This is a genomic window from Pseudomonas marginalis (genome assembly GCF_024169655.1).
Classification (GTDB): domain Bacteria; phylum Pseudomonadota; class Gammaproteobacteria; order Pseudomonadales; family Pseudomonadaceae; genus Aquipseudomonas; species Aquipseudomonas paraveronii.
In genome coordinates this window covers 5,593,916-5,612,184 of sequence record NZ_JALJWV010000001.1, presented here as the reverse complement: position 1 = coordinate 5,612,184, position 18,269 = coordinate 5,593,916, and the positions used below count along the sequence as shown (strand labels likewise).

Annotated in this window: 20 protein-coding genes; 13 read left to right on the top strand and 7 right to left on the bottom strand. The window is 61.7% G+C overall.

Annotated elements, in window-relative coordinates; translation table 11 throughout:
* Window positions 1-215 precede the first annotated feature (215 nt).
* The 12 genes from J2Y83_RS25995 (at window position 216) to J2Y83_RS25940 (ending at window position 12,395) form a co-directional block, all read left to right on the top strand.
* A complete protein-coding gene (locus J2Y83_RS25995; RefSeq protein ID WP_253399630.1) occupies window positions 216-1,328 on the top strand; it encodes an ABC transporter ATP-binding protein in 1,113 nt (370 codons plus the stop codon).
* 44 nt (window positions 1,329-1,372) lie between these two features.
* Entirely contained in the window at window positions 1,373-2,413 is a 1,041-nt protein-coding gene (locus J2Y83_RS25990; RefSeq protein WP_253399628.1) for an ABC transporter substrate-binding protein, read from the top strand.
* Between the two features lie 149 nt (window positions 2,414-2,562).
* Window positions 2,563-3,810 (top strand): ABC transporter permease, encoded by a 1,248-nt coding sequence (locus tag J2Y83_RS25985; protein ID WP_247401713.1) that lies wholly within the window; start codon window positions 2,563-2,565, stop codon window positions 3,808-3,810.
* 12 nt (window positions 3,811-3,822) lie between these two features.
* Entirely contained in the window at window positions 3,823-4,647 is an 825-nt protein-coding gene (locus J2Y83_RS25980) for an ABC transporter permease (RefSeq protein WP_253399620.1), read from the top strand.
* A gap of 122 nt (window positions 4,648-4,769) precedes the next feature.
* Entirely contained in the window at window positions 4,770-5,918 is a 1,149-nt protein-coding gene (locus J2Y83_RS25975; RefSeq protein WP_253399618.1) for an iron-containing alcohol dehydrogenase, read from the top strand.
* A gap of 84 nt (window positions 5,919-6,002) precedes the next feature.
* Window positions 6,003-6,677, top strand: coding sequence for a ribulose-phosphate 3-epimerase (gene rpe, locus J2Y83_RS25970; protein WP_253399616.1), 675 nt, complete (start codon window positions 6,003-6,005; stop codon window positions 6,675-6,677).
* The gene (locus J2Y83_RS25965; protein ID WP_253399606.1) at window positions 6,674-7,492 is read left to right on the top strand and encodes a phosphoglycolate phosphatase; all 819 of its coding nucleotides are present in this window, start codon (window positions 6,674-6,676) and stop codon (window positions 7,490-7,492) included. The genes rpe and J2Y83_RS25965 overlap by 4 nt, the downstream gene beginning before the upstream one ends.
* A 70-nt stretch (window positions 7,493-7,562) precedes the next feature.
* A complete protein-coding gene (gene trpE / locus J2Y83_RS25960) occupies window positions 7,563-9,044 on the top strand; it encodes an anthranilate synthase component I (protein WP_247401718.1) in 1,482 nt (493 codons plus the stop codon).
* 20 nt (window positions 9,045-9,064) lie between these two features.
* Window positions 9,065-9,658 carry an aminodeoxychorismate/anthranilate synthase component II gene (locus J2Y83_RS25955; protein ID WP_253399604.1) on the top strand — a complete coding sequence of 198 codons (594 nt, stop codon included), beginning with the start codon at window positions 9,065-9,067 and terminating at the stop codon, window positions 9,656-9,658.
* A gap of 9 nt (window positions 9,659-9,667) precedes the next feature.
* Window positions 9,668-10,717, top strand: coding sequence for an anthranilate phosphoribosyltransferase (gene trpD / locus J2Y83_RS25950; protein ID WP_247401722.1), 1,050 nt, complete (start codon window positions 9,668-9,670; stop codon window positions 10,715-10,717).
* Window positions 10,714-11,550: an indole-3-glycerol phosphate synthase TrpC gene (gene trpC, locus J2Y83_RS25945; RefSeq protein WP_253399601.1), complete on the top strand. Its 837-nt coding sequence runs from the start codon at window positions 10,714-10,716 to the stop codon at window positions 11,548-11,550. The genes trpD and trpC overlap by 4 nt, the downstream gene beginning before the upstream one ends.
* A gap of 149 nt (window positions 11,551-11,699) precedes the next feature.
* The gene (locus tag J2Y83_RS25940; RefSeq protein WP_253399599.1) at window positions 11,700-12,395 is read left to right on the top strand and encodes a lipoate--protein ligase family protein; all 696 of its coding nucleotides are present in this window, start codon (window positions 11,700-11,702) and stop codon (window positions 12,393-12,395) included.
* On the opposite strand, the gene crp is transcribed toward J2Y83_RS25940, so the two are convergent.
* The gene (crp, locus tag J2Y83_RS25935; protein WP_253399597.1) at window positions 12,392-13,036 is read right to left on the bottom strand and encodes a cAMP-activated global transcriptional regulator CRP; all 645 of its coding nucleotides are present in this window, start codon (window positions 13,034-13,036) and stop codon (window positions 12,392-12,394) included. The two genes, J2Y83_RS25940 and crp, sit on opposite strands and share 4 nt — an antisense overlap.
* A gap of 248 nt (window positions 13,037-13,284) precedes the next feature.
* On the opposite strand from crp, the gene J2Y83_RS25930 reads away from it, so the two are divergent.
* A complete protein-coding gene (locus J2Y83_RS25930; protein WP_005792019.1) occupies window positions 13,285-13,707 on the top strand; it encodes an OsmC family protein in 423 nt (140 codons plus the stop codon).
* 58 nt (window positions 13,708-13,765) lie between these two features.
* Here the strand turns inward: J2Y83_RS25930 and coq7 are convergent, their stop codons facing one another.
* The 6 genes from coq7 to hemJ form a co-directional block, all read right to left on the bottom strand.
* Window positions 13,766-14,413, bottom strand: a complete 648-nt coding sequence (coq7, locus tag J2Y83_RS25925; RefSeq protein ID WP_253399591.1) for a 2-polyprenyl-3-methyl-6-methoxy-1,4-benzoquinone monooxygenase — start codon at window positions 14,411-14,413, stop codon at window positions 13,766-13,768.
* Between the two features lie 117 nt (window positions 14,414-14,530).
* Window positions 14,531-14,869: a histidine triad nucleotide-binding protein gene (locus tag J2Y83_RS25920; RefSeq protein WP_010568016.1), complete on the bottom strand. Its 339-nt coding sequence runs from the start codon at window positions 14,867-14,869 to the stop codon at window positions 14,531-14,533.
* A gap of 46 nt (window positions 14,870-14,915) precedes the next feature.
* Window positions 14,916-15,704 (bottom strand): SDR family NAD(P)-dependent oxidoreductase, encoded by a 789-nt coding sequence (locus J2Y83_RS25915; RefSeq protein ID WP_247406554.1) that lies wholly within the window; start codon window positions 15,702-15,704, stop codon window positions 14,916-14,918.
* Between the two features lie 63 nt (window positions 15,705-15,767).
* Complete coding sequence (locus J2Y83_RS25910; protein WP_253399590.1) at window positions 15,768-16,718, bottom strand: DUF805 domain-containing protein; 951 nt, start codon at window positions 16,716-16,718, stop codon at window positions 15,768-15,770.
* 71 nt (window positions 16,719-16,789) lie between these two features.
* Window positions 16,790-17,752: an NAD(P)H-dependent flavin oxidoreductase gene (locus tag J2Y83_RS25905; RefSeq protein ID WP_253399589.1), complete on the bottom strand. Its 963-nt coding sequence runs from the start codon at window positions 17,750-17,752 to the stop codon at window positions 16,790-16,792.
* 24 nt (window positions 17,753-17,776) lie between these two features.
* Complete coding sequence (gene hemJ / locus J2Y83_RS25900; protein ID WP_247405769.1) at window positions 17,777-18,205, bottom strand: protoporphyrinogen oxidase HemJ; 429 nt, start codon at window positions 18,203-18,205, stop codon at window positions 17,777-17,779.
* Window positions 18,206-18,269: the final 64 nt, after the last annotated feature.

Sequence of the window (18,269 nt, the reverse complement as noted above, 5' to 3'; positions counted from 1 at the left end):
GTTTGCGACCCCCTTCAACGCGCCAGTTGCCGGTTCTTGGCGCTTGCAGCCTGGCGCTCATAGCGGCGCTGTCCTATCCCCGCCATCGCTGTAGGGCGTTCCCTACCCCCAACCTTCCATCCGGCTGATGTGATTCTCTCCTGGCCCCCGATTTCCGGGGCTCCGTCCCTGGACTACGCTTGTGCCACAGCAGTCCAAAACACAAAGGTGCGGGTATGAGCGAGGTGGATTCAAATGATGTACTGGTCAGCTTTCGTGGCGTGCAGAAGAGCTACGACGGCGAGAACCTGATCGTCAAGGACCTCAACCTGGAGATTCGCAAGGGCGAGTTCCTCACCCTGCTAGGGCCATCGGGTTCGGGTAAGACCACCAGCCTGATGATGCTTGCCGGCTTCGAGACGCCGACCGCTGGCGAAATCCAGCTGGCCGGGCGCGCGATCAACAACGTGCCGCCGCACAAGCGCGATATCGGCATGGTGTTCCAGAACTACGCGTTGTTCCCGCACATGACCGTGGCCGAGAACCTGGCGTTTCCGCTGTCGGTGCGGGGGTTGAGCAAGACCGATGTCAGCGAGCGGGTCAAACGCGTGCTGAGCATGGTCCAGCTCGACGCCTTCGCCCAGCGCTACCCGGCGCAACTCTCCGGCGGCCAGCAACAGCGTGTGGCATTGGCCCGGGCGCTGGTGTTCGAACCACAGCTGGTGCTGATGGACGAACCCCTCGGCGCCCTCGACAAGCAACTGCGCGAACACATGCAGATGGAGATCAAGCACCTGCACCAACGCCTCGGCGTGACCGTGGTGTATGTGACCCACGATCAGGGTGAAGCCTTGACCATGTCGGACCGGGTGGCCGTGTTCCACCAGGGCGAGATCCAGCAGATCGCTGCGCCGCGCACCTTGTATGAAGAGCCGAAGAACACCTTCGTCGCCAACTTCATCGGCGAAAACAACCGCCTTAACGGTCGCCTGCACAGCCACACCGGCGACCGCTGCGTGGTGGAACTGGCGCGGGGCGAGAAAGTCGAGGCGCTGGCGGTGAACGTCGGCCAGATCGGCGGCCCGGTGACCTTGTCGGTGCGGCCTGAGCGCGTCAGCCTCAATGGCTCCAGCGAACGTTGCGTGAACCGCTTCTCCGGGCGAGTAGCGGAATTCGTTTACCTGGGCGACCACGTGCGCGTGCGCCTGGAAGTCTGCGGCATGACCGATTTTTTTGTGAAACAACCGATCGCCGAGCTGGACCCGGCACTGGCGGTCGGCGACGTGGTACCGATTGGCTGGCAAGTCGAGCACGTTCGCGCACTCGACCCACTTCTAGAGGCGAAATAATCGCCCCCATGGCTTCACCAACCCTGCACGTGGAGAGAACAACAATGTTGAGATCCCTTAAGTATTCCGCTCTGGCGATCGGTTTGATCGGCGCGACTCAGGCCATGGCCGGCCCGGACCTGACGGTCGTGTCCTTTGGTGGCGCGAACAAGGCAGCACAGGTCAAGGCTTTCTATGCACCGTGGGAAAGTGCGGGCAACGGCAAAATCGTCGCCGGCGAGTACAACGGTGAAATGGCCAAGGTCAAGGCCATGGTCGACACCAAGAGCGTGTCCTGGGACCTGGTGGAAGTGGAGTCGCCGGAACTGTCCCGCGGCTGCGACGAAGACATGTTCGAACCGTTGGACCCGAAACTGTTCGGCAACACCGCTGACTACGTGAAAGGCGCCATCCAGCCATGCGGCGTGGGCTTCTTCGTGTGGTCGACCGTGCTCGCCTACAACGCCGACAAGCTGAGCAGCGCGCCGACCAGTTGGGCGGATTTCTGGGACACCAAGAAATTCCCTGGCAAACGCGGCCTGCGCAAGGGCGCCAAGTACACCCTCGAATTCGCGTTGATGGCCGACGGCGTAGCGCCGAAGGATGTGTACAAAGTGCTGGCCGGCAAAGATGGCCAGGACCGTGCGTTCAAGAAGCTCGACGAACTCAAGCCGTCGATCCAGTGGTGGGAAGCCGGCGCGCAACCGCCGCAGTACCTCGCCTCGGGTGACGTAGTGATGAGCTCGGCCTACAACGGTCGCATCGCTGCCGTACAGAAAGAGAGCAACCTGAAAGTGGTCTGGAACGGTGGCATCTACGACTTCGACGCGTGGGCTATTCCAAAAGGCCTGGCCAAGGATCGTGCAGAAGCGGCGAAGAAGTTCATCGCCTTCTCGGTGCAGCCTCAGCAGCAGAAGATCTACTCGGAAAACATCGCTTACGGCCCGGCCAACACCCAAGCCGTACCGCTGCTGGCCAAAGACGTCTTGAAAGACATGCCGACCACGCCTGAGAACATTGCCAACCAGGTGCAGATCGATGTGAGCTTCTGGGCGGATAACGGCGAGCAACTCGAGCAGCGCTTCAATTCCTGGGCTGCCAAGTAACTCCATGTGGGAGGGGGCTTGCCCCCGATAGCGGTGTATCAGTTGATAGATGTACTGACTGACATTCCGCCATCGGGAGCAAGCTCCCTCCCACAGGGGATCTGCTGCGTTTGGCAGAGTGCATTCATTTTCAAGTTTCGGAGTTAGCCATGGCCATCGCCGTTCCCTCGACCGAGGTCAACAGCCCCACCCTCAAGCAGCGCCTGGCGCGTGCCGAGCGGCTTAATCGCTGGAAGGCGCAGGCCTTGATTGCGCCACTGGTGCTGTTTTTGCTGCTGGTGTTCCTGGTGCCGATCGTTGCGCTGCTATACAAAAGTGTCGGTAACCCGGAAGTCGTGGGCGGCTTGCCGCGCACGGTGGTGGCGGTGAAGACCTGGGACGGTCGCGGCTTGCCTGGCGAACCGGTGTACCAGGCGCTCAGCGAGGACCTCGGCGAAGCGCGCAAAAACCAGACCCTCGGCGATCTGTCCAAACGCTTGAACATGGAACTGGCCGGCTATCGCAGCCTGCTGACCAAAACCGCCCGTGCGCTGCCGTTTACCGAAGCGCCGGCCTCTTATAAAGAAGCGCTGGAAACCCTCGATGAACGCTGGGGCGACCCGGCGTACTGGCAGGCGATCCGACGCAATACCAGCAGCCTGACGCCGTACTACCTGCTGGCGGCCGTCGATCACCGCATCGACGACCTCGGCGAAGTGGCCCCGGCCACGCCGGACCAGGCGATCTACCTGGACATCTTCGCCCGCACCTTCTGGATGGGCTTGGTGATCACCGTTGTCTGTCTGCTGTTGGCCTATCCGCTGGCCTACCTGCTGGCGAACCTGCCGGCACGGCAAAGCAACCTGCTGATGATTCTGGTCCTGCTGCCGTTCTGGACGTCGATCCTGGTGCGCGTGGCGGCGTGGATCGTGCTGCTGCAGTCCGGCGGCCTGATCAACAGCGCGCTGATGGGCATGGGCCTGATCGATAAGCCGTTGGAACTGGTGTTCAACCGCACCGGGGTCTACATCTCCATGGTGCATATCCTGCTGCCGTTCATGATTTTGCCGATCTACAGCGTGATGAAAGGCATCTCGCCAACCTACATGCGTGCCGCGATTTCCCTGGGCTGTCACCCATTCGCCAGCTTCTGGCGTGTGTACTTCCCGCAAACCTACGCCGGTGTGGGCGCAGGCTGCCTGCTGGTGTTCATCCTGGCGATTGGTTACTACATCACCCCGGCCTTGCTGGGCAGCCCGAACGACCAGATGGTCAGCTACTTCGTGGCCTTCTACACCAACACCAGTATCAACTGGGGCATGGCGACAGCGCTGGGCGGCTTGCTGCTGCTGGCCACCGTGGTGCTGTACTTGATCTACAACCGGCTGGTGGGCGCCAGCCGCCTGCGCCTGAGCTAAGGAGACCTTGCGATGCTGAGCCCTTATATGTCGCCCGTGGAGCGGGTGTGGTTCTACAGCTTGCGGATCCTCTGCGGCTTGATCCTGCTGTTCCTGATTCTGCCCGTGCTGGTGATCATCCCGCTGTCGTTCAACAGCGGCAGTTTTCTGGTGTACCCGCTGCAAGGCTTCTCGCTGCACTGGTACCACGACTTCTTCGCCTCGGCCGAATGGATGCGTGCGCTGAAGAACAGCGTCATCGTCGCCCCGGCGGCCACCGTGCTGGCCATGGTGTTCGGCACGTTGGCGGCGATCGGCCTGACCCGTGGGCATTTCCCCGGCAAGGCGCTGGTGATGGCCCTGGTGATTTCGCCGATGGTGGTGCCGGTGGTGATCATCGGCGTGGCCAGCTACCTGTTCTTCGCGCCGCTGGGGCTGGGTAACAGTTTCTTCTCGTTGATCGTGGTCCACGCCGTGTTGGGCGTGCCGTTTGTGATCATCACGGTGTCCGCGACCTTGCAGGGGTTTAACCATAACCTGGTGCGGGCGGCGGCCAGCCTGGGGGCATCGCCGTTGACCGCGTTTCGCCGGGTGACCTTGCCGCTGATCGCGCCGGGGGTGATTTCCGGAGCGTTGTTCGCGTTTGCCACGTCGTTCGACGAAGTGGTGGTGACGCTGTTCCTCGCCGGCCCCGAGCAAGCGACCCTGCCGCGCCAGATGTTCAGCGGTATCCGCGAAAACCTCAGCCCGACGATTGCGGCAGCGGCGACCTTGCTGATTGCCTTTTCGGTGTTGCTGCTGCTGACCCTGGAATGGCTGCGAGGCCGTAGCGAAAAACTGCGCACCGCCCAGGTCTAAATGTGGGAGGGAGCTTGCTCCCTCCCACATGGGTACTGTGACCATTCAGCTGTTGAATGGAATACAACCGATCTCCTTCAGCTACTCTTGTGCCAGCCCACAATCAACAAGAGGCCGCGCACATGAGTACTTGCTCATTCAAGATCGCCCACAAACTGCTGACTGGCGCCGGTGCCATCGAACAACTTGCCACCGAGCTGACGCGGCTGGATATCGACAACCCGCTGATCGTCACCGACGCCGCGCTGGTCAAGTCCGGCACGGTGGCGCTGGCGCTGGCGCATTTGGGCGGGCGCGCCTACGAGATCTTTGACCGGGTGCTGCCCGACCCGGAAATCGCCATTGTCGAAGATTGCATGCGCGCCTACCGCGAAGGCGGGCATGACGGCCTGATCGGCCTGGGCGGCGGCAGTGCGATCGATATCGCCAAAAGCGTGGCGGCTTATGCCGGTTATCACGGCGCGCTGGCGGATCTGTTCGGCGTCGACCAGGTACCGCGCAAGGGCCCGCCGTTGATCGCCATTCCCACGACGGCCGGCACCGGCTCGGAAGTGACCAACGTCGCGATCCTCTCCGACAAGGTCGCACAACTGAAAAAGGGCATCGTCAGCGACTTCCTGCTGCCGGACGTCGCACTCATCAGCCCGCAGATGACCCTGACCTGCCCACGCAGCGTCACCGCCGCCAGTGGCGTGGATGCGCTGGTGCATGCCATCGAGTCCTACCTGTCGCTGAATGCCTCACCGATTACCGATGCCTTGGCCATCGGCGCGATCAAGCTGATTACCAAGGCGTTGCCCAAGGCTTACGCCAACCCGGCCAACTTGCAGGCCCGCGACGACATGGCCACCGCCAGCCTGATGGCCGGGATGGCGTTCGGTAACGCCGGAGTCGGGGCGGTGCATGCGTTGGCCTACCCGCTGGGCGGGCGCTTCAATATCGCCCATGGCGTGAGCAATGCGCTGTTGCTGCCGTATGTCATGCACTGGAACAAGCTGGCGTGTGTCGAGCGCATGCAGGACATTGCCCAAGCCATGGGCGTGAATATCGCCGGCCTGAGCGTCAACGCTGCCGCCGACCAGGCGGTCGAGGCGATGACGCGGCTGTGTGCCGACGTGGAGATCCCTTCGGGCCTGCGCAGTTTCGGCATCCCCGAAGACGCCCTCGCGGGCATGGCCACGGAAGCGGCGGGTATCGAGCGCCTGATGCGCAACAATCCGCGCCGGCTCAGCGCCGCCGATATCGAGAAAATCTATCGGGCAGCGTACTAGCCGTTGAGTTAGGTCACGGTGCGCAGGGCAAAGCATGAGGTATACAATGCGCGCCATCGTGATTTAGCTCAAAAAAGGTGCGTCATGCAGCCCTTCGTTATCGCTCCATCGATTCTCTCCGCCGACTTCGCCCGCCTCGGTGAGGAAGTGGACAAGGTGTTGGCCGCCGGTGCCGACTTCGTCCACTTCGACGTCATGGACAACCACTACGTCCCGAACCTGACTATCGGCCCGATGGTTTGCGCGGCGTTGCGCAAGTACGGCGTCACCGCGCCGATCGACGCGCACCTGATGGTCAGCCCGGTGGACCGCATCGTCGGTGACTTCGTTGAGGCCGGCGCGACGTACATCACCTTCCACCCGGAAGCCTCGCTGCACGTCGACCGAACCCTGCAACTGATCCGCGAAGGCGGCTGCAAGGCGGGCCTGGTGTTCAACCCGGCGACCCCGCTGGACGTGCTCAAGTACGTGATGGACAAGGTCGACATGGTGTTGCTGATGAGCGTCAACCCGGGTTTCGGCGGGCAGAAGTTCATCCCCGGCACCCTCGACAAGCTGCGCGAAGCCCGCGCGCTGATCGATGCTTCGGGGCGTGACATCCGCCTGGAAATCGACGGTGGGGTCAACGTCAACAACATCCGCGAAATCGCTGCTGCCGGTGCCGACACCTTTGTGGCCGGCTCGGCGATCTTCAATGCGCCGGACTACCACGAAGTCATCGCCAAGATGCGCGCAGAACTGGCGCTGGCGCGTCCATGAGTGGCTTTGAGCGGCTGTTCCCCGGCAAACTGCCACGGCTGGTGATGTTCGATCTGGACGGTACGTTGATCGATTCGGTGCCGGACCTGGCGGCGGCGGTGGACGAGATGCTGCTCAAACTGGGGCGCAAGCCGGTCGGCATCGAGTCGGTGCGTGAATGGGTCGGCAATGGCGCGCAGGTGCTGGTACGCCGCGCGCTGGCGAACCACATTGACGCCGAGGGTGTCGATGATGTCGAGGCCGAACACGCCCTGGAGTTGTTCAATACGGCCTATGAAGACCACCACGAACTGACCGTGGTGTACCCCGGCGTGCGCGACACCCTCAAATGGCTGAGCAAGCAGGGCGTGGAAATGGCCCTGATCACCAACAAGCCGGAGCGCTTCGTCGCGCCGCTGTTGGACCAGCTGAAAATCGGTCGTTACTTCCGCTGGATCATCGGTGGCGATACGTTGCCGCAGAAGAAGCCCGACCCGGCGGCGCTGTTCTTTGTGATGAAAATGGCCAATATCCCGGCGTCCGAGTCGCTGTTTGTCGGCGATTCGCGCAGTGATGTGCTCGCGGCCAAAGCGGCGGGCGTGCAGTGCGTCGCCTTGAGTTACGGCTATAACCACGGTCGGCCGATCGCCGAAGAGTCGCCCTCGCTGGTGATTGATGACCTGCGCCGGCTAATCCCCGGTTGCTTGGGAGCTGGCGCTGAGATAACGTTGCCGGACACCGATCCGTCCCCCTCTGGAAGTGCCATCGTGGTAGTCACTCGCAAACTCTGGATGAAAGTCATCAAGGCCCTGGCCCGCTGGCGTTGGCGCGCCTGACTGATCCTCGCCGCGCGTTGCGGCACGTTTGCATACCTGACCGTTAGACCCTCATGCCACGAGGCACCTCATGATCCGCGAAGAATTCCTGCGTTTGGCCGCTGCCGGCTATAATCGTATCCCCCTGGCCTGCGAAACCCTGGCCGACTTCGATACGCCGCTGTCGATCTACCTGAAGCTGGCCGACGAGCCCAACTCGTACTTGCTCGAATCGGTACAGGGCGGCGAGAAGTGGGGCCGTTACTCGATCATCGGCCTGCCATGCCGCACGGTCATGCGGGTGTACGACCATCACGTCAGCATCACCCATGACGGCGTCGAGATCGAAAGCCATGACGTCGAAGACCCGCTGGCCTTCGTCGAAACCTTCAAGGCGCGCTACAACGTGCCGACCATCCCTGGGCTGCCGCGTTTCAATGGCGGCCTGGTCGGGTATTTCGGCTACGACTGCGTGCGTTATGTGGAAAAACGCCTGGGCAAATGCCCGAACCCCGATCCACTGGGCGTTCCGGACATTCTGCTGATGGTCTCCGACGCCGTGGTGGTGTTCGACAACCTTGCCGGCAAGATGCACGCGATCGTGCTCGCCGACCCATCCCAGGCCGACGCTTTCGAGCAAGGCCTGGCCAGCCTCGAAGCCCTGCTGGAAAAACTGCGCCAGCCGATCACCCCGCGTCGCGGTCTGGACCTGCGCCGTCCGCCGGCGGCCGACCCGGTGTTCCGCTCCAGCTTTACCCAGGATGACTACGAGCGGGCGGTCGATACCATCAAGGAATACATCCTCGCCGGCGACTGCATGCAGGTGGTGCCGTCGCAACGCATGTCCATCGACTTCAAGGCCGCGCCGATCGACCTGTACCGCGCGCTGCGTTGCTTCAATCCGACGCCGTACATGTACTTCTTCAACTTCGGCGACTTCCACGTCGTCGGCAGTTCGCCGGAAGTGCTGGTGCGCGTCGAAGACAACCTGATCACCGTGCGCCCGATTGCCGGCACTCGCCCGCGTGGCGCGACCGAGGAAGCGGACCTGGCGCTGGAAGAAGACCTGCTCAGCGATGACAAGGAAATCGCCGAGCACCTCATGCTGATCGACCTGGGCCGTAACGACACCGGGCGCGTCTCGGAAATCGGCTCGGTGAAGTTGACGGAGAAGATGGTCATCGAGCGCTATTCCAACGTGATGCACATCGTCTCCAACGTCACCGGCGAGTTGAAGGCCGGCCTGACCGCGATGGACGCGTTGCGGGCGATTCTGCCGGCGGGCACCTTGTCGGGCGCGCCGAAGATTCGGGCGATGGAGATCATCGACGAGTTGGAGCCGGTCAAGCGTGGTGTTTACGGCGGCGCCGTGGGCTATTTCGCCTGGAACGGCAACATGGACACCGCCATTGCGATTCGCACGGCGGTGATCAAGGACGGGGAGCTGCATGTGCAGGCCGGTGGCGGGATCGTCGCCGACTCGGTGCCGGCCCTCGAATGGGAAGAAACCCTGAACAAGCGCCGCGCCATGTTCCGTGCAGTGGCGTTGGCTGAACAGACCCCCCAGGGCTAAGAATTCTTGAGGTTTCCCCCATGTTGCTGATGATTGATAACTACGATTCCTTTACCTACAACGTTGTGCAGTACCTGGGCGAACTCGGTGCCGAGGTCAAGGTGGTGCGCAACGACGAACTGACCGTCGCCGAAATCGCCGCGCTGAACCCGGAGCGCATCGTGGTTTCGCCTGGCCCGTGTACGCCGACCGAAGCGGGCGTGTCCCTTGAAGCCATCAAGTATTTCGCCGGCAAGCTGCCGATCCTCGGCGTGTGCCTGGGCCACCAGTCCATCGGCCAGGCGTTTGGCGGTGAGGTGGTGCGGGCGCGCCAAGTGATGCATGGCAAGACCAGCCCGGTGTTCCATAACAACCTTGGCGTGTTCGAAGGCCTCAAGCTGCCGGTCACCGTGACGCGCTACCACTCGCTGGTGGTCAAGCGCGAAACCCTGCCCGACTGCCTGGAGCTGACCGCCTGGACCCAACTGGAAGACGGCTCGGTCGACGAGATCATGGGCCTGCGCCACAAGACACTGAATATCGAAGGGGTACAGTTTCACCCCGAGTCGATCCTGACCGAGCAGGGCTACGAGCTGTTCGCCAACTTTCTCAAGCAGAGCGGCGGCACGCGCTAAGGACTTTTCATGGATATCAAGACTGCCCTGAGCCGTATCGTCGGCCATCTGGACCTGAGCACCGCGGAAATGAGCGATGTGATGCGTGAGATCATGACCGGTCAATGCACCGACGCGCAGATCGGCGCGTTCATGATGGCGATGCGCATGAAGAGCGAGAGCATCGACGAAATCGTCGGCGCCGTGTCGGTGATGCGTGAGCTGGCAGACAAGGTCGAGCTCAAGACCCTCGACGGCGTGGTCGATGTGGTCGGCACCGGCGGCGACGGTGCGAATATTTTCAACGTGTCCACGGCGGCGTCCTTCGTGGTCGCGGCGGCGGGTTGCACCGTGGCCAAGCACGGCAACCGAGCGGTGTCCGGCAAAAGCGGCAGCGCGGACTTGCTCGAAGCGGCCGGGATCTACCTGAACCTGACACCCGTCCAAGTGGCGCGCTGCATCGACAACGTGGGCATCGGCTTCATGTTTGCCCAGTCCCACCACGGCGCGATGAAACACGCAGCCGGCCCGCGCAAGGATCTCGGCCTGCGTACCCTGTTCAATATGCTCGGCCCGCTTACGAATCCGGCCGGTGTGAAGCATCAGGTGGTGGGCGTGTTCAGCCTGGCCCTGTGCCGGCCGTTGGCAGAAGTGTTGCAGCGCATGGGCAGCAAGCATGTGCTGGTAGTGCATTCGAAAGACGGCCTGGACGAATTCAGCCTGGCGGCACCGACCTTTGTGGCGGAGCTGAAGAATGATCAGATCACCGAATATTGGGTCGAGCCCGAAGACCTCGGCATGAAGAGCCAGAGCCTGCACGGCCTGGCGGTGGAAAGCCCGGCGGCCTCCCTGGCGTTGATTCAGGACGCCTTGGGGCGTCGCAAGACCGAAAACGGCCAGAAAGCCGCAGAAATGATTGTGCTCAATGCCGGCGCGGCGCTCTATGCCGCCGATCACGCCTATAGTCTTAAAGAAGGCGTGGCCCTTGCGCATGATGCATTGCACACCGGCCTTGCCCGCGAGAAGCTCGAAGAGCTAGGGGCCTTTACTGCGGTGTTCAAGATGGAGAATGAAGGATGAGTGTGCCGACCGTTCTGGAAAAGATCCTGGCCCGCAAAGCCGAAGAAGTCGCTGAACGCCGTGCCCGCGTGAGCCTGGCCGAGCTGGAAAGCCAGGCGAAAATCGCCGATGCGCCGCGTGGCTTCGCCAAGGCCTTGATCGCCCAGGCCAAGCTCAAGCAGCCGGCCGTCATCGCTGAAATCAAGAAGGCCTCGCCGAGCAAAGGCGTGATCCGCGAAAAATTCGTACCGGCGGACATCGCTGTCAGCTATGAGAAAGGCGGGGCGACGTGCCTCTCGGTGCTGACCGATATCGATTTCTTCCAGGGCTCCGACCTGTTCCTGCAACAGGCCCGTGCGGCGTGCAAGTTGCCGGTGATCCGCAAGGACTTCATGATCGATCCGTACCAGATCGTTGAAGCCCGCGCCCTGGGCGCCGACTGTGTGCTGCTGATCGTCTCTGCGCTGGATGACGTGAAGATGGCCGAACTGGCGGCCGTGGCCAAAAGCGTCGGCCTGGATGTGCTGGTGGAAGTTCACGACGGCGATGAACTGGAACGTGCGCTGAAAACCCTCGACACGCCGTTGGTGGGAGTCAACAACCGTAACCTGCACACCTTCGAAGTCAGCCTGGAAAATACCCTCGACCTGCTGCCGCGTATCCCGCGAGACCGTCTGGTGATTACCGAAAGTGGCATCGTCAACCGCGCCGACGTGGAGCTGATGGAAATCAGCGAGGTGTATTCGTTCCTGGTGGGCGAGACCTTTATGCGCGCTGAGAACCCGGGCGCGGAACTGCAACGCCTGTTCTTCCCGGAGCGCGGTGTGGCGGTCAGCGGTTCGACCCTGGATTGACTTGAAATACGCTCAAAATGTGGGAGGGGGCTTGCCCCCGATGGCGGTGTTCCAGTGACAGATGTGCTGGCTGAACCACCGCCATCGGGGGCAAGCCCCCTCCCACATTCACATTGGGTTTTGTGTTTATTCAGCGAGGTAGGTGTTCGATGATCCAGCCAGTGTCGATGAGCGTCGAAGCCGGGCTTGCTGCCGAGCAGGCCTTACTGGCTGAAGTGTGCGCGGGTGAGCGGGCGTTTGGTTTGCTGTTCTGGCAACCCAGCGACCAGGCATTGGTGATGCCGCGTCGTTTGAGCCGCTTGCCGGCGTTCGAGCTGGCTAGCCAGGTGTCGGCGCAGGCCGGTTGGCCGGTGCTGTTGCGCGAAACCGGCGGCGAGCCGGTGCCGCAGTCGAGCGCAACGGTGAATATCGCCCTGGTCTACGCACCGCCGCGCAGCGAAGGCGATCAGGCGCGCATCGAAACCGGCTACCTGCGTTTGTGCCAGCCGATCTGCGACCTGCTGCTCGAATTGGGCGGCGATGCCTCCGTCGGCGAAATCGACGGCGCGTTCTGCGACGGTCGCTACAACGTCAACCTCAATGGCCGCAAAATGGTCGGCACCGCCCAGCGCTGGCGCCAAAGCGGTGGACGTCCGGTGGGGTTGGTACACGGAGCCTTGTTGCTGGACAACGACCGCGAAGAACTGATCGCGGCGGTCAATCGTTTCAATCAAGCCTGCGGCCTGGAACAGCGCGTTCGCGCCGACAGCCATATCGCCCTGCACGAAGCCTTCCCCGCACCGGATGCGATCAGCCGGCTGGATACTTTGTACCGGCAGATGCTGGCCGGCTTCTTGCCGGTTTAGCGGGTGCCGAACACCACCATCGTCTTGCCTTTGACGTCTACCAGGTTGCGCTCTTCCAGATCCTTGAGCACGCGACCGACCATCTCCCGTGAACAACCGACAATGCGCCCGATCTCCTGGCGCGTGACTTTGATCTGCATGCCATCCGGGTGAGTCATGGCGTCGGGCTGTTTGCACAACTCCAGCAGGCAACGGGCCACGCGGCCGGTGACATCAAAGAATGCCAGGTCGCCGACTTTGCGTGTGGTGTCCCGCAGGCGCTGGGCAATCTGGCCGCTCAGTGCGTAGAGGATGTCGGGATCGTGCTGGGTCAGTTCACGAAACTTCGCGTAACTGATCTCGGCGACTTCGCTCTCGACTTTGGTCCGCACCCAGGCGCTGCGCTCCTGCTCTTTGCCGGCTTGTTCAAATAACCCCAGTTCCCCGAAGAAATCGCCGGTATTGAGGTAGGCAATGATCATCTCGCGGCCGTCTTCATCCTCGATCAGGATCGTGACCGAGCCCTTGATAATGAAGAACAGTGTTTCGGAGCGTTCGCCTGCGCAGATGATGTTGTGCTTGGCCGGGTACCGACGACTCTGGCAATGCGTCAGCAGTCTGTCGAGATTCTTGATCTTGGGTATGGGAGTAAAAGCAACCATGGTTGTATCCCGAAAAAGACTGCACAGGGTGATTGGACTTGTTTTTATCTAGATGTATCTACATTGATACACGTTGCACAAAGGATGGCAATGCGCCATTCATTTGGCGCCAGCTTACCAGACACATTGTGACTCTATTAACCGATTTACCGGGGCACCCTGACGATTGATGACGTTGCGCGGAAAAGCTGCCGGCCGCTGGCCCTGTGCTAAGCTGGCGACCCTTTTTTAGCAGTGGAGTCTGGGCGATGAAGGCACGCATCCAATGGGCGGGCGAAGCCATGTTCCTCGGTGAGTCGGGCAGTGGCCATGTCGTGGTCATGGACGGTCCGCCGGAAGCCGGTGGCCGCAACCTGGGCGTACGCCCGATGGAAATGCTCCTGCTTGGTGTAGGCGGTTGCAGCAATTTCGACGTGGTCAGCATCCTGAAAAAATCCCGTCAGGCCGTGGAAAGCTGCGAAGCCTTCCTCGAAGCCGAGCGTGCGACTGAAGATCCCAAGGTGTTCACCAAGATCCACATGCATTTCGTGGTCAAGGGCCGGGCGCTGAAAGAAGCCCAGGTCAAGCGCGCCATCGAGCTGTCGGCCGAGAAGTATTGCTCGGCGTCGATCATGCTTGGCGCGGCGGGTGTCGCGATTACCCATGATTACGAAATCATTGAGTTGGGCTGATACAGGGATTCGCCGGCAATAAAAGACAGGGCGCTTCGATAGCGCCCTTTTTTGCGGCTTAGATGCGGTAGGTGCTTTTGGTCATGACCTTGGCCATCAGGCTCATGCCAAACCTCACCGGTGCCGGGAAGCGGAAACCACCGGCATCCAGTGCGCTTTCTGCGTGGTGTTCTTCGTCGACGCGCATCTGCTCAAGAATCGCCCGGGACTTTTCGTCTCCGGCCGGTAACTGTTCCAGGTGTTCATCCAGGTGCTTGCACACTTGTTGTTCCGTAGCGGCGACAAAACCCAGGCTGACTTTGTCGCTGATCAAACCGGCCGCAGCGCCAATCCCGAACGACAGGCCATAGAACAGCGGGTTCAGCACGCTGGGATGGCTGCCCAATTGGCGGATACGTTGCTCGCACCAGGCCAGGTGGTCGATTTCTTCCTCGGCGGCATGCTCCATTGCCGCGCGCACTTGCGGCAGCTTGGCGGTCAGCGCCTGGCCCTGGTACAGCGCCTGGGCACAGACTTCACCGGTATGGTTGATGCGCATCAGGCCAGCGACGTGGCGGGTGTCGGTCTCGTTCATCTGCGCATCGGGCTGCACGATGGCGGGCGACGGACGATACGGCTGGCCGCTGAATGGCAACAGCGTGCGCATGGCCGTGTCGGCTTGCAGCAACAGACGGTCAATCGGCGAGTAGTGACGTTGGGTAGTCATGCTGACCTCCGGGAAGAATCTCGGCGGCCAGTTTACCGCAAGAGAGGGCGAAGCGTTTGCGCTGAGTCAAGGGCATGGGGTCGCATGCCGGGGCCGGCGACCCGTGTGTCGGGCGTATCAGCCCGGCGGCCAGTTCATCTGGCGCTGACCCAGCACATGCATATGGATGTGGTAAACGGTCTGTCCACCTTCTTCATTGCAGTTCATCACCACACGGAAGCCCTTCTCGCAGCCCAGTTCCAGCGCGAGGCGCTGGGCGGTGAACAGGATATGCCCGGCCAAGGTTTTGTCGTCCTCGGTCAGGTCGTTCAGGGTGCGGATCGGTTTTTTCGGGATAACCAGAAAATGTACCGGCGCTTGTGGGGCGATATCGTGGAACGCCAGGACCTGGTCATCTTCATAGATGATCTTCGCGGGTATTTCTCTGTTGATGATCTTGGTGAACAGAGTATCCAAAGCTGTTTCTCCATTGTGAATGTGCAGGGTGAGTGTACTCAGACCGTCAGCGCGGGCAATAGGCCTTGTTGATCGCGCCGGCGATCTTGCGTGTCAGCCAGCGTGGGCTCAAGCGCGGGCTGAAAGCCAGCCAGCGATTGCGGCGGCCGGGGATGATGATGGCTTTGTTCTTTTCCAGGGCGCGCACGGTGTAGAGCGCCACTTCTTCCGGGCTCATCAAGTGCGCGCTGCGCTCGAGCTTGGCGGTGTCCATTTGTGCCGTGCCAAAGAACGCCGTGCGCGTCGGGCCGGGGCACAATACCGAGACCTTGATGCCGCAGGTTTTCAATTCTTCGCGCAAGCCTTCGGAGAAGTGCAGTACATAGGCCTTGCTGGCGTAGTAACTGCTCATCCATGGGCCGGGTTGGAATGCGGCGATCGAGGCGACATTCAGGATCTGCCCGCCGCCATGCAGGGCCATGGCATTGCCGAGGGCGTGACACATACGGGTCAGTGCGAGGATGTTGACTTCGATCAGGTCCTGCTCGGTCATCCAGTCCTGGGCCAGGAACGGCCCGCTGGTGCCCATGCCTGCGCAGTTGATCAGCAAGTCGATCTGCCGCTCGCCTTCCTCAAGTTCCAGCAGGAACCCGGACAAACGCAGCGGTTCGCCCAGGTCGCAAGCACGGAACAGCACCTCGACGCCGAAGCGTTGCGTCAATTCGATTGCAATGCTTTCCAACTGATCACGCTGGCGGGCCACCAGAATCAAGCTGCGGCCACGCCGGGCCAGCGCTTCGGCCAAGGCCAGGCCGATGCCGCTGGAGGCGCCGGTGATCAGAGCGTAACGGGTCATGCCTTTCTCCATCGCAACGCCGCCGGGCCTGTGACAGAGGCATCACAGGCGGCGGGCGTTTCTTCACTGTTCTGGAGAGTCTACAGGTTCGGCCGCGTCGTCAGCACTTTGCACGTCTTCTTCATCGACGATCACGCTTTGATCGACGTCGTCATCCGAGGTGATGGAGCTGCTTTCGTAGCTGCTGTCGACGTTGCTTTCGAGTTGGTCCAGGTAGCCGTTCATCCCCAAAGCCATCACGATGATGAGCATCAACGGAATAAACGCCAGCCACAGGGAGGCCAGGACTTTCACCGCCGTGGAGTTGCGCGGTGGCGGCGCGCCATACTGGTTGGCGCCGGTGTTGCCCGGCAAGACCAGCAGCAGCAGCGGGAAAATGCTGTTCACCAGTGGCACCAGGTTCAGCAGGTACAGCCAGCCGGACCAGCCCAGGTCGTGCAGACGCTGCACGCCGATTTGCACGCTGACCCAGACAATCGCCACGAACAGCGCAAAGCCCAGCAGCGAACCCAGAATGATGCCCGCCGTCGGCGAAGCGGTCGCCACGGCGAAGCCAGCAGTGGCGAGGATGCCCGAGGCGACGAGCATCGCGACGGTGAGTACCAGCGTCCAGGCCAGGTAACGCAGGCGCCCGATGCGGCCATGGATCGTGAAAACCTTGAGCTCGGCATACTCCGGCAAGTCGTCGCCCACTGCCGCGCGCGGTGGTGCATACGGGGAGGCGGCAGGGCGGGCGGAGGACTCTGTCTCATGGGTTTCGTCGAGGCTGAAGGCCACGGGCTGTTCGGTTTCGATACGCGCGTCGACCCCGGCGTTCTTCAGCGCGGTGAGATAGGTGTCGGCATCGGGGCGCGACAGGTCGCGCTTGAGGGCAACGGGGCGGCCGGTAAAGAGCTTCTCGATGGCCTCAACGTCGCTTTTGAACAATTCGGCGAGATTCAGTTTAGCGGTGGTGCTTTCGACACCCGGGAGCAAGGCTCCATCAAACACAATCTTGAAACGGTTGTCGCTCATGCGGGCATCCTTGTCACGTTACTGGGGGAGGGGGGCAGGCCCGCGTCACAGCGGCGGGGCCGGCAAGTGTATCAGCGCGGCCAGCGCAATTGTGTCGCCTTCTCACGGGCTTCGCGGTATTCGGCATCCAGGCGGGCAACGAGTTCATCGACGCCGGGTAAATCATCGATCTCGCCGACGCCCTGGCCCGCGGACCATACCGTTTTCCAGGCCTTGGCCTCGTCGCTCAACGGCTTGAGCTTGGAGCCGAAATTGACTTCGCCTTTGCTTTGCAGGGCGGCGAGGTCGAAGCCGGCGTTTTCCAGGCTTTGGCGCATAAAGCTGGCGGGCACGCCAGAGACCGCGGCAGTGTGCACGATGTCGACGGCGCGCGATGTGAGCAGCATCTCTTTATACGCATCCGGCGCGTGGCTTTCGGTGGTGCCGATAAAGCGTGTGCCGAGATACGCGAGGTCTGCGCCGAGCAACTGGGCGGCAAGGATCTCGTGCCCGTGGTTGAGGCAGCCGGCCAGCAGCAGGGTTTTATCGAAGAACTGGCGAATCTCGGCGATCAGCGCGAACGGGCTCCAGGTGCCGGCATGGCCACCGGCGCCGGCGGCCACGGCGATCAGACCGTCCACCCCGGCTTCGGCGGCTTTCTCGGCGTGACGCCGCGTGGTGACGTCGTGAAAAACCAGGCCGCCATAGCTGTGTACGGCATCGACCAACGCCTTCACCGCCCCCAGGCTGGTGATGACGATCGGCACCTTGTGCTCCACGCAGATCGCCAGGTCAGCCTCCAGCCGTGGGTTGCTGTTATGGACGATGAGGTTGACGGCATAGGGCGCGGGGTTGTCCATCTGCGCCAGGCCCGCTTCGATTTCCTCCAGCCAGGCCTTGAAACCACTGCTTTCGCGCTGGTTCAGCGCCGGGAAGCTCCCGACCACGCCATTGCGGCAGCACGCCAGGACCAATTGCGGGTTGGAAATCAGGAACATCGGCGCAGCCACGACAGGCAGGCGCAGACGTTGTTCAAGCAAAGCGGGCAGCGACATTGGAGGTACCCCGAGTCATTGAAGTCAGAACGGTTTGACCACGACCAAAATTACGATAGCCAGCAATATCAGAACCGGGACTTCATTGAACCAGCGATAAAAGACATGGCTGCGGGTGTTTTCGCCACGGGCGAAGCGTTTTACCTGCGCGCCGCACATATGGTGGTAACCGATCAGCAGAACGACCAGGGTCAGCTTGACGTGGAGCCAGGCGCCCATATGAAAGAGGCCGGGGTTGAGGGCGATCATCCAGATGCCGAAGACCAGCGTGGCAAGCATCGACGGGCCCATGATGCCGCGATACAGCTTGCGCTCCATCACGCTGAAACGCTCCTTGCTCACGGTGTCCTCGCTTTGTGCGTGGTAGACGAACAGGCGCGGCAGGTAGAACAGCCCGGCAAACCAGCACACGATGGCGACGATATGAAAGGCTTTGACCCATAGATAGAGCATTTTTAGTTATTCCCAGGTTCACGGTAACCGACGATAGTAGTGGCTCATGCGTCCTTACGTCACG

Bases quoted from the DNA above. Each gene is read 5' to 3' on its own strand.
- J2Y83_RS25975 (WP_253399618.1), top strand. From the start codon at position 4,770: ATGAGTACTTGCTCATTCAAGATCGCCCACAAACTGCTGACTGGCGCC.
- hemJ (WP_247405769.1), bottom strand. From the start codon at position 18,205: ATGCTCTATCTATGGGTCAAAGCCTTTCATATCGTCGCCATCGTGTGC.
- J2Y83_RS25955 (WP_253399604.1), top strand. From the start codon at position 9,065: ATGTTGCTGATGATTGATAACTACGATTCCTTTACCTACAACGTTGTG.
- rpe (WP_253399616.1), top strand. From the start codon at position 6,003: ATGCAGCCCTTCGTTATCGCTCCATCGATTCTCTCCGCCGACTTCGCC.
- J2Y83_RS25965 (WP_253399606.1), top strand. From the start codon at position 6,674: ATGAGTGGCTTTGAGCGGCTGTTCCCCGGCAAACTGCCACGGCTGGTG.
- J2Y83_RS25915 (WP_247406554.1), bottom strand. From the start codon at position 15,704: ATGACCCGTTACGCTCTGATCACCGGCGCCTCCAGCGGCATCGGCCTG.
- trpE (WP_247401718.1), top strand. From the start codon at position 7,563: ATGATCCGCGAAGAATTCCTGCGTTTGGCCGCTGCCGGCTATAATCGT.
- crp (WP_253399597.1), bottom strand. From the start codon at position 13,036: ATGGTTGCTTTTACTCCCATACCCAAGATCAAGAATCTCGACAGACTG.
- J2Y83_RS25980 (WP_253399620.1), top strand. From the start codon at position 3,823: ATGCTGAGCCCTTATATGTCGCCCGTGGAGCGGGTGTGGTTCTACAGC.
- J2Y83_RS25995 (WP_253399630.1), top strand. From the start codon at position 216: ATGAGCGAGGTGGATTCAAATGATGTACTGGTCAGCTTTCGTGGCGTG.
- coq7 (WP_253399591.1), bottom strand. From the start codon at position 14,413: ATGACTACCCAACGTCACTACTCGCCGATTGACCGTCTGTTGCTGCAA.
- trpD (WP_247401722.1), top strand. From the start codon at position 9,668: ATGGATATCAAGACTGCCCTGAGCCGTATCGTCGGCCATCTGGACCTG.
- J2Y83_RS25990 (WP_253399628.1), top strand. From the start codon at position 1,373: ATGTTGAGATCCCTTAAGTATTCCGCTCTGGCGATCGGTTTGATCGGC.
- J2Y83_RS25910 (WP_253399590.1), bottom strand. From the start codon at position 16,718: ATGAGCGACAACCGTTTCAAGATTGTGTTTGATGGAGCCTTGCTCCCG.
- J2Y83_RS25940 (WP_253399599.1), top strand. From the start codon at position 11,700: ATGATCCAGCCAGTGTCGATGAGCGTCGAAGCCGGGCTTGCTGCCGAG.
- trpC (WP_253399601.1), top strand. From the start codon at position 10,714: ATGAGTGTGCCGACCGTTCTGGAAAAGATCCTGGCCCGCAAAGCCGAA.
- J2Y83_RS25930 (WP_005792019.1), top strand. From the start codon at position 13,285: ATGAAGGCACGCATCCAATGGGCGGGCGAAGCCATGTTCCTCGGTGAG.
- J2Y83_RS25905 (WP_253399589.1), bottom strand. From the start codon at position 17,752: ATGTCGCTGCCCGCTTTGCTTGAACAACGTCTGCGCCTGCCTGTCGTG.
- J2Y83_RS25985 (WP_247401713.1), top strand. From the start codon at position 2,563: ATGGCCATCGCCGTTCCCTCGACCGAGGTCAACAGCCCCACCCTCAAG.